Source organism: Pseudoalteromonas sp. S2893 (assembly GCF_005887105.1).
In the GTDB taxonomy this organism is placed as follows: domain Bacteria; phylum Pseudomonadota; class Gammaproteobacteria; order Enterobacterales; family Alteromonadaceae; genus Pseudoalteromonas; species Pseudoalteromonas atlantica.
The window spans coordinates 1-10,152 of the sequence record NZ_PNCY01000023.1; the positions used below are offsets into that span (position 1 = coordinate 1).

Annotated in this window: 10 protein-coding genes and 1 tRNA gene; 9 read left to right on the forward strand and 2 right to left on the reverse strand. The window is 36.2% G+C overall.

The genetic code is table 11. The annotated features are described in order from the left end of the window. Positions 1 to 497 precede the first annotated feature (497 nt). From CWC04_RS12545 to CWC04_RS12585, 9 genes are all read left to right on the forward strand, one after another. Positions 498 to 842, forward strand: coding sequence for a hypothetical protein (locus CWC04_RS12545; RefSeq protein WP_249326144.1), 345 nt, complete (start codon positions 498 to 500; stop codon positions 840 to 842). A 196-nt stretch (positions 843 to 1,038) separates the two neighbouring features. Beyond that, positions 1,039 to 1,860, forward strand: a complete 822-nt coding sequence (locus CWC04_RS12550) for a hypothetical protein (RefSeq protein ID WP_249326146.1) — start codon at positions 1,039 to 1,041, stop codon at positions 1,858 to 1,860. Positions 1,861 to 2,220: 360 nt separating this feature from the next. After that, a complete protein-coding gene (locus tag CWC04_RS12555) occupies positions 2,221 to 3,366 on the forward strand; it encodes a site-specific integrase (RefSeq protein ID WP_138685583.1) in 1,146 nt (381 codons plus the stop codon). A 90-nt stretch (positions 3,367 to 3,456) separates the two neighbouring features. Continuing rightward, positions 3,457 to 4,365, forward strand: a complete 909-nt coding sequence (locus tag CWC04_RS12560) for an HNH endonuclease (RefSeq protein WP_212747129.1) — start codon at positions 3,457 to 3,459, stop codon at positions 4,363 to 4,365. Next, positions 4,325 to 4,681: a nucleotide pyrophosphohydrolase gene (locus CWC04_RS12565; protein ID WP_138685584.1), complete on the forward strand. Its 357-nt coding sequence runs from the start codon at positions 4,325 to 4,327 to the stop codon at positions 4,679 to 4,681. Before CWC04_RS12560 ends, CWC04_RS12565 begins: the two co-directional genes overlap by 41 nt. 56 nt (positions 4,682 to 4,737) lie before the next feature. Beyond that, positions 4,738 to 5,433 (forward strand): hypothetical protein, encoded by a 696-nt coding sequence (locus CWC04_RS12570; RefSeq protein ID WP_138685585.1) that lies wholly within the window; start codon positions 4,738 to 4,740, stop codon positions 5,431 to 5,433. A 363-nt stretch (positions 5,434 to 5,796) separates the two neighbouring features. Then, positions 5,797 to 6,042, forward strand: coding sequence for a helix-turn-helix transcriptional regulator (locus CWC04_RS12575; RefSeq protein WP_138685586.1), 246 nt, complete (start codon positions 5,797 to 5,799; stop codon positions 6,040 to 6,042). Further along, entirely contained in the window at positions 6,035 to 6,328 is a 294-nt protein-coding gene (locus CWC04_RS12580) for a hypothetical protein (RefSeq protein WP_138685587.1), read from the forward strand. Before CWC04_RS12575 ends, CWC04_RS12580 begins: the two co-directional genes overlap by 8 nt. A 3-nt stretch (positions 6,329 to 6,331) precedes the next feature. Then, the gene (locus CWC04_RS12585; RefSeq protein ID WP_138685588.1) at positions 6,332 to 8,098 is read left to right on the forward strand and encodes a replication endonuclease; all 1,767 of its coding nucleotides are present in this window, start codon (positions 6,332 to 6,334) and stop codon (positions 8,096 to 8,098) included. A gap of 248 nt (positions 8,099 to 8,346) precedes the next feature. Here the strand turns inward: CWC04_RS12585 and CWC04_RS12590 are convergent, their stop codons facing one another. Next, the gene (locus CWC04_RS12590) at positions 8,347 to 9,786 is read right to left on the reverse strand and encodes a DUF8370 family protein (RefSeq protein WP_138685589.1); all 1,440 of its coding nucleotides are present in this window, start codon (positions 9,784 to 9,786) and stop codon (positions 8,347 to 8,349) included. Positions 9,787 to 10,053: 267 nt separating this feature from the next. Then, positions 10,054 to 10,128: transfer RNA gene (locus tag CWC04_RS12595), tRNA-Arg, on the reverse strand. Positions 10,129 to 10,152: the final 24 nt, after the last annotated feature.

Below are 10,152 nucleotides of genomic sequence, written 5' to 3' on the forward strand. Positions count from 1 at the left end.
AGCTGTAAGCTGTAAGCTGTCAGCTGTCAGCTGTCAGCTGTCAAAATTTTAAAGCGAGTAGATTTATATTTACTCGCTTTTTTGTTTTTAGTTAAAAAATACTTAGGCGTTAAAATTACTTGTTCGCTAACGTTTTAACTCAGTAGTTATTGGTATCTTAGGTTTTTTAAGGGCGGCTTTGAGCTATAAGCGGACGGTCCGGTAAACTCGTTGTTGGACAGAAACGTGTTAGATCTGATGGTCTAATACGTTACTGTCAAATTAGGCAAAGTATGTGGATTTCTGTTTGTTAGGCTTTTGTACTGCACCACTGGACTTCCCACAGAAATCATCAAGCATTCTGAGAAACTAACAGCGAAAGATGAGCAAACCCGATTATAAGTTTAACAAGCGCATTAAATCTGACGCCCCACATTGTCCGATTTTTTGCTTAAAAGAAAATGACGCAAAAAAGCGTCCAACATGTTCCGCAGTTTATGCGGGCGTTAGCAGTCGATATGAAATTTCGCATAATTAGAAGCATTGAAGCACATATTATTAAAGATCGTGTACCAACTGAGTACAAGAGCTTAGCGGCAGCTTGTGAATCTCAGTTTTCTGAAAAATGTACTTTGATTACTTTTCCACATAATAGAAAAGATGTGATAAAAAGTAACCTTACAGAAAAAGCATTAAAAAAGTTTGGAGAGCCGAGCCAAGATACTTTAATAGTTGTTGGAGGCTGTTTTTCATTAGAATCTGTTGAAAAATTAAAAAAGTACAATGCCGTTTTTCTTGCTCTATCGGAATTCTCATGGACAGATGAGCGGTACACGTTAATAAAGGCAGGCGAACCTAGGTAAAGTCAACTGCTAAGAAGTCGTTTAAAAGGACAAAAACAGTTGGCTTTTAACGAGTCGTTACGAACGTCCGGAAATGGCACTGAGCCGAACTTCGACAAAGAGCGAATTACGGACATTGAGCTAATCTTCATTGTTAAATAATATTATGCTATACCATTATAATGACTCTTTATTTTATAGGGATTTGAAATAACAAATGATGAGAACTTTTTTATTGTGTTGCAGTTTAATCGTTGCGACGTCTGCTTATGGAAATATGCCATCCTATTTCAACGAAGACATTGATAGCGAGTACAGAGAGCTGCTTAAACATGCGGACAAGATGCTTCCCCAAACGGATAAACAGCTAGCATACCTTCCTTCATTCTTTCCATTTAGTCTGTTGGATGTTCGCCCAACGAATTTCGTAAATAATAATGACAAGCAAGCCTTTGCAAATTTTAATTTTGGGGTATTAGGAAGTAGGTTCCTGAATATTAATAAGAAGCAACTTTCTAATTTGCCAAGCATCTCAATATGCAAGGAGCAAAAATGTAAAAAAGAACGAATTGAGCTGATAAAGCAGTTTTTAGTGGATTCAAAGAGTGAAGTTGAAATGTTGAGACAAAATACAAATCTTTATATTGTCCAGCAAACGGCACCACATGTTTTTCGCATAAATAACACGTTTTATAGTCCAACGCAGCTTATTACCTACTACCCATCCACACAAGCAGGATTTATCCCGTCAGGTGACTATAGGCTATCCAAGCCTGAAGAAGCTCCCAAAATGTTGGCATTATCTGAAGTTACTAAGGCTCTGAGAGAGGTGATGGCTAAGTATAATGTTGCTGCAATCACGAGAGTAAACGAAGAGAGTCTCAACATAATCTTTGGAGGTATAAGCGATAACCATTGGGGAATCGTAATTAACCATAAATCAACTATTCCAACTTCTGGTGATTATAGCCATATAGGTTTGGAATTCGATATTGTTCAAAAAGTTTCTGATAGCAGTTTTTACTATCAGACTAACTAATCGCTGTTATTGGCACTACCCAGCCACTCGGCAACATAAAATATTGATAATAATTGGTAAGGTATTTTACTGTGTCGGATGGCGCTTCGCTTATCCGACCTACGCAGGCACAAAAGAGTTACTAATATTGCATTAGGTTTTTGGTTGGTAGCCCCTGCAGGAATCGAACCTGCAACTGCCCCTTAGGAGTGCATTTTATTAATGTATTTCTATAAACCCCAATGAACAATCAAAAACAAAAAAACAATTAACCTGTTGTTTTATATTAATTAAAAAACAAAAAAACAATACACCATTGTTCGTCCTTGTTCTTTGCGGCACAATGCACCTGCTACATATGTGCTACACAGGAAAAGCCGCATGCCAATCAAAGCAAAAATAACATTGTCGAGTATTAAAAGCTTAACGCCAGCAGATAAACGATTAAATGATACAGAAGTCACAGGTTTCCATGCGCGCATTTCTAGTATTGGAGCAATCTCCTACTTCTTGTTTTATAGGCACAAGGGTAAACAAGTAAATTATCACTTAGGTTATGATGGGCAAATTACTCCCGCACAAGCTAGAGACTTAGCTAAAAATAAAATCGCTGAAGTAACCAAAGGGATTAATGTTCACGAAGTAAAAAAGCAAGACCGCATTAAAACAAAGCAGGCTAAGCTCTCCACCCTGCAACACTTTTTAGACGAAAAATATTTCCCTTGGCTTTTATCTCGTAACCCCAAAACAGCAGATAAAACAAAAAAAGCATTTCAATCAGCTTTTAGCAAATTTATGGACTTTCAACTTTCAGCTATTACAGCATGGGAAGTGGAAAAATGGCGAAATAAGCGCTTAGCTGATGGTATTAAACCAGCAACTACAAACCGCCAACTAAATTTAATTAAAGGCTGTTTAAGTCGCGCGGTTGAATGGGAAGTAATTGATAGCCACGATTTACAAAAAGTTAAGGCTCAAACTGTAGATAACGCAAAAGTTCGCTATTTATCAAAAGATGAAGAATCCCGTTTACGTGAAAGTCTTGCTAAGTTCGATATTAAGCATCTTACCACTATCGTTATTCTCGCCATTAATACAGGTATGCGTAAAGGCGAAATTCTATCGCTTAATTGGAATAACATTAATCTAGAAAACAAAGTACTAACTGTTGATTTTCAAAATGCTAAATCGGGTAATACTCGCCACATACCTTTAAATACGCAGGCGTTTAATGTGTTGAGTGATTGGCAAAAGCTATCGGGGAATGTTGGCTATGTGTTTAAAGATAGCAATCAACAACGAATACTAGATTTTAGATACGATTGGGCGGCTTTGTTGGAAGATGCAAACATTACCGATTTTAGGTTTCATGACTTACGCCACCACTTTGCAAGTAAGCTAGTAATGGCAAGTGTTGATTTGAATACAGTTCGAGAATTACTAGGCCACAGTGATTTAAAAATGACGCTAAGATATGCGCACTTAGCGCCAGAACATAAAGCCGCTGCTGTTAATTTAATTGGTTGAAATTAGTTTTGCAAAAGCAATCACTTACACTAGATTGTGTATTTCCTTACATGTATATTTATAGTGCATGTAAAATAAAGGATTAGTAAATTGAAATTAGCAAAAGAAAAAAGAATTTGGCTTATTTATGTTGGTGGTAACAAGGCAATTTTACCCAATTATTTATTAGGTATGGAAACTGGGATTTGGGGCTTTGACTCGATACCAAAAAATGACAAACGATTTTATGAGATAAAACTAGGAGACACTGTTTTATTTGCCCATAAAATGTCTTGGCCTAAAGATGAGGGTGAGAAACCAGGTTGGTTCCCAAAATTCTGCTCCGATGTTAATCAATTTAAATGTAACTTAGACGAGTTAGTTGTAACCGAAGTAACGAAAGAACCATATGAAGCGGCCACCTATCACTGGCCAGACAAGCTATACCCCCACAGATTTAATTTCAAAGTAATAGATAAACAAGAGAACATTAAAATCCGACCTGATACATTTGATGTTGGCTACTCTAATGCAATTATCCTTTCTATAGGCGCAAGCGGCAAAATAGTACCTCTTGATACAAAATTAAAAGAACCTAAAGATAAGGTAAAAACTAAAACAGAAAAAAATATCTTAAAAGAACAAGAAGAGCCTACATACAGCACTGAAGGGAGGGTTTATTACAGCTTACACAAAAGAAGAGAACGAGATTCGCTAGCCCCTCTAGAAAAAAAACGATTAACTTTTGAAGAAACAGGCGATTTATGCTGTGAAGTATGTGGTTTTTCCTTTTATGAAACTTATGGAGAAAGAGGTTTTATGTATGCTGAATGTCATCATAAAAACCCTTTAGCTGATATATCCAAGGACGGTGTAGTAAACACAAGCTCAGATGATCTTGCAATTGTATGTGCAAACTGCCATAGAATGATTCATAGAAACCGACCTTGGTTAACAATTGATGCTGTTAGAGAACTATATGAAAAGCAAAGAAATAGAAAAGTTGATAATCAGGCTTAGAGATTTTTCACGAGAAAGAGATTGGGATCAATTTCACTCTCCGAAAAATTTAGTTATGGCACTTTCTAGTGAAGCTGGGGAGTTAATTGAGCATTTCCAATGGCTATCTGAAAATGAGTCATACCTAGAGAATAATGAAGAAACTTTAACATCTGTGAAAGAAGAGCTAGCTGATGTATTCCTTTACTTAATACAAATTAGTGACAAGTTGGGGATTGATATTCTTGAGTGTGCAACTAAAAAAATTGACTTAAACGCTCAAAAATACCCTGTTTCCTTGAGTAAAGGTAAAGCTACAAAATACAATAAGCTATAGTTGTTTTAACTTGCCTTATATTTGAGTCAACGCAAAAGATTAAACGGAATTCATTAATGATTGAAAAAGAATATTACCGACTAGATGAACTAGAAAAACGGTTCGATTTATCTTTTAGTGATGTACTTTATTTAGTTGAAAATTCAAAGCTCGATTTAGCTTTTAGACTCACCGATAATAAATTCATTATCGGTGGCTGGGCCAAGGGTAATAGCTTTATTGGATATGCCTCTGTCAAATATAGTGGCTTTGCAAGTATCCCTCAGAAAGATCAGGTAACACTCCTCTCAAAGCATAAAACTAACTGTAAATACTTCTGGTTACTGAACAAAGATAAGATAATTAACGCAGATTATGACTATCCTTTTGATTCAAAAACACCTAATGCCTTTTTACATACATGGCAACCAAAGCAGCCCAGCAATATTAGTTGGGACAGAATTCCTGCAAAGCTGTTTCCAAAAGAGCAAGAACACATAGTGCATACCCTCAAAAATGCTATGAGTAGCATTAAAACACTCAGTAAAAAGCAATCTAAACCAAGCGAATATGAAAAAGAGTTTGATGCCAAAATACCTAAGGTACAGTTTTACTCAGTAGGGATTAATTTTGAATTAGCCGATATTTGCATTTTACATTCTGAACTAGTTAAAGCGGGTATTGCTGAATCGCAGATGAAATCACCGATAGAAATAACACCATCACTTACCCCGCTTGTAGTATCTAATCAAACTCATAAAAACACGTTCTGATGATTTTTACGATTTATTAATTAGGCTTGTTGCTGCAGAACCAGAACTCACAGCAAAAGGCTATTGGCGTAACCTTGAGCGCGAATTAGATGACCTTCAAGAGTACAGAGTATTTGATAAACATAATTTACTTATTGAAATATCAGCCACTCATATAACTTGGAAAGATAGAAGCGGTAAACCAAAAAAACCAATGAGCTTTAGTTCTTTCTCAAATAGGCTAACTAAAGTTAGAAAAGAACTTTTTCCTAACAACAACATTTAAAATTCCCGTATAAGTTCATTCAATTCCTGAATTAGCTCATTTAAAAAAAACTGCATTGTAAAACACCTCCTGAAACGTTAATAACTCAGGAGGCACTTATGCCAACCACCACAAACAAACGCGCATTATCAGAAATAGAAACAGCAGAATATATCGGTATGAGCCGCTCTTTCTTACGTCAATCACGTATGGAAGGCAATCGCACCAACAGAACCCCTGCCCCACCATTTATTAAAATTGGTCGCACTGTTCGTTATTTAAAAGATGATTTAGATAACTGGTTAAATAACTTTTGTCGCTTAGAGCATTTAGGCCAAAACCCTTATGGGGGTGATCATGCCTAAGTTAACTAATGAGCAAACTCGACTACTAATTTGGTTATCATTGGAAAATACCTATTTCGAAATTTGCCGTGAAATTGGTTACTCATATAGGCAAAAGCACGGCCTACATACTTACGTTAATAAGCATGGCCGGCCGTTTAAATTTGATATTCGTTCTCTTGGAAAACTAGTTAACGAAGAACTGGTAACAAGTGAAATAATTTATCACTTTGGCGTTAAATATGAACATTACTTTTTGACTAAAAAAGGGCGTGATTTTGTGTTTGCTTACGCTAACCCCAAATAGTCAATGAGTACTTTTAGAGAAACATTAATTGCAAAAGCGATTAATGAACAAGACGATATTTTAACGCCGTATTTAGCACTTGTTGATAAGTACGATGCGGCGTTTTTAACGAAAAGATTAGCACCATTTTCTAATAAAATTAAAAGTACTGTTTTATTTGATGCTTTTAATAAATCTAATAACTTTGAGCGCAATCGCCATGTTTTAGATACAACAAATAAGCTTTATAAACTCTTACCTAAAAAGCTCGCTCACCTATTTTTTTGCTTTGATGATGACATCAACAACATAGCGAAAGAGTGTGCAAACTATTGCCGCCAAATTGCCATTAACCCCGAAAAAGTTAACTTCCTTTATTATCAAGCTAAAAACAAACAGCGAAATGATAGCGAACTAGAGCGAACCGTTTCGCATGAGTTTCGTAGTAGTAAAACAAATGATAGCGAAACCAAAAGCGAAAAATCCGCTGCTATTCGCTCTACTAATACCGAAATTAGCGGCGAATTCGCTGATGCTAAGCAAAAAGCCCTTTTTGATTTTTTATCAAACTACGCAATTAAGTTTGGTGTTTCGCCTATAGAGCCTAAAAACAACATTAAAATATCAGGCTGTATAAAACGCTATATCGATAACCGTTGGTGGCTACGAAAGTTTCGTAAACTCATTACTCAAGCAAACGAAAAAGCAGCCCTACATTTAAATTTCGTAAACAGAAAAAGAGAAATTTATGCGAGCAACATAACAACTCAAAATCGCATTACTCAGCGCCAACGAAATGACGAGCTGCTTAGCTCTACTTACATACTTAACGAGCATGGGCAACGCTACTCATTAAAAGAAATATCCGACCTAAATGTATCAAACCCTAAGATACGAAAAGACGAATTACTATGTAGAGCAAGAGGTTTTGAAGACCTAGCGAAAGAGCTAGGACATGAAGCACTTTTTATTACGGTTACCTGCCCTTCTAAGTACCATCGTGCTTTTTCAAAGTCGGGAGCTGCTAACCCTAAGTGGGAAGGTTTTATGCCTGATGAAGCCAATAGCTATTTAAACCACCAATGGCAAAAAGCCCGCGCAGAGTTTAAACGTCAAAATATTGCGCCTTATGGTTTTCGTGTAGCAGAGCCACAACATGATGGAACACCGCATTGGCATATGCTGTTTTTTATTGAAAGCGAAAAGCTAGACGCATTAAAAGAAATTATTCGCCATTATGCGTTAGAAGTAGATGGTGACGAAAAAGGCGCAGCGGAAAACCGTTGTGACTTTAAACAAATAGACCCAAACAAAGGCTCTGCAACTGGCTATATTTTAAAATACATAGCGAAAAATATAGATGGTGAAGGTGTAGGTGAAGATAGGTTCGGTAACGATTCGTTGCTTGTAGCGCAACGTATTGATGCGTGGGCATCGTGTTGGTGTATTCGTCAGTTTCAACAAATTGGCGGTGCTAGCGTTTCTGTATGGCGCGAATTAAGACGTTTACGCTCAATGTTTAAGGATAAAGAAGATAGCTTATTAGAGCAAGCTCGCTTTGCTGCGGATAATAGCGATTGGAAAGGCTATATACTCGCTATGGGCGGTTTACACAAAAAGCTAAAAGATAGACCTATCAGGTTACATTACGACTTAAACATCGCTGAGGAAACTGGCGAGTGCTTGCAAAGCTATTACGATGGTGAACTCATTCTCAAAGTAAAAGGCTTGTGGTTCGCTGGTAAAGCCATAATCACAAGGCATTATTCATGGAAGGTAGAAAAGGCATAACCCAAAGCTGAAACGAGTTAGCTAGAGCTCCCTATTATCTAAAAAGAGCTAAAGCTATCTCTTTTAAATGGAATTGCAGTTAAATATAACATTTCAAATAGCTAAAGCTCTTAGCTAAGCTTTAGCTCATATTAAATATCATCTCACATCTATAAACAGCCTTTAGCTTACCATTTGCCAGAATGGCAAAAAGGGTCTTACTTGGAGTTCTGTAAATAACTGTACTTAATTTTAATTGAAATTATATATTAAATTCTTTTACTTGCTGAAGCTCTTTGGTTTCCATCGACATACCAGATTTTTGAAGCTGTACCATATTCATTTAAAAACTCGTCTCGGACTCTTTGGACTTGAGCGTATTTGTTGCCAATACCACCAACATCTACAATTAAAAATATACCCAAATCTGTATCATCAGCCCTTTTATATATCTCAAGCTGTTTTTCAAACCCATGGACTAAGCTACCATTAGTTGATAACTTAATTTCTATTACAACTTTAGAGTCAGAACCTTGAGATAACTTAAAATCAACAGGGCCATTACCTGAATCTGCTTCTGGTGACAAATCTAAATTATTAGCTTTACAGTAACTATAAGCAATAGAAAATAACAAACGTTGAGCCGCTTTTTCTTTTCTTGGCTTACCAGATTCATCCCACAGTTCTTTCCATAAGCCTTTGTTCTCTATCAACTCTTGGAATTGTGATAAAATCTTATTCACAACGTCTAACACTTCTTTAGGTGTCAAAACTCTTTGCGAATATGTAGATAAATCAAAGGGGTAGGATTTTGGAATCGTTTGTAATAACTCAGTCCAAAAAGCTTCCCCATTACGATCACTTTTAAAGTCATAGGGGTTAGGCGATACTTCTCTAATCATATCGATCACTTGTTGAAAAGAGCTTTTACTTTTTAAAGCTGCCTTTTTTAATCGGTCCTTTTGTCTCCGAGTCATAGTTGACCAAACCTCGCCAACGTGGTGATTAACTTTTTCTCTCAGTTCCTCATTTTCTCTAACAACTCTAGATATATCACTCCAATCAGAGGCTATTGGTAAGTCACGTACAATATCATTTGGAACAAATAATATTGGTTGGCCTGAATAAGGATTTTCAACAAGATTGTATTTACTACCATCAATCTTGAACTCTTTGGTTGGTATTTTTAGAGTTTTATTTATATTTAGTGAAAAATCAATTAAGTCATTAATAATAATATTAGTCGTCATATCACTAATACGATCAGGGCCAATACCTTCCTCAAATAGCGCTAAAGCCATAAACAAATCAACATCATCCACACCTAGCGAAACTATTTGAGCAGCAGTATCTAAAGTTGATGCTATTAAATCTTTACCGAAACCAGATCCACGAACGCTTGTGCCATACCCCAAACAAGTCCAACTGATTTCTGAAAATTTAAATAATCTTTTAGCATTTCGCCAAGGGACATCATCTTCTAACTTTGATAAAGAGAGTAGTTTAATTATATTATTGAATCGTTTCTTATATGAGCTAGATGCCCCTTCTCTCATTTCTTTGTGCGAGCTTTCCTCTAGCAACATAGGATCTATAAAAAGTTGTGTATCGGTGTTCAACAGTACATTTACTACCCCAAGCTTCTCAATTAAAGCTATATCTATATTAAACTCGCTTGAGACTGTAGCTGGATGGCTAATTTTACCCATTTTATTTCCCTATAATGATGTATAAATTTACGTGTGTTTTACGAATAGACGAACTAGTTTTATTTTATTGAGTTAATTCATACTAAGTACTTATATCGCTAGAGTAAACAACTAGATTATTTAACTGGTGAAGGTTTCTTATTTAAAATCTTAAGGCTAAGACTTTTAAGCAATGATATACATAGTAAATTTTATTCACCATTGCTACACATGTGCTACACAGAAAAAAGATGGGGAACAAATTAATTTGTAACTCATTGATTTTATTGGTAGCCCCTGCAGGAATCGAACCTGCAACTGCCCCTTAGGAGGGGGCCGTTATATCCATTTAACTAAGAGGCCGCATCGAGCTTACAGCTTACAGCT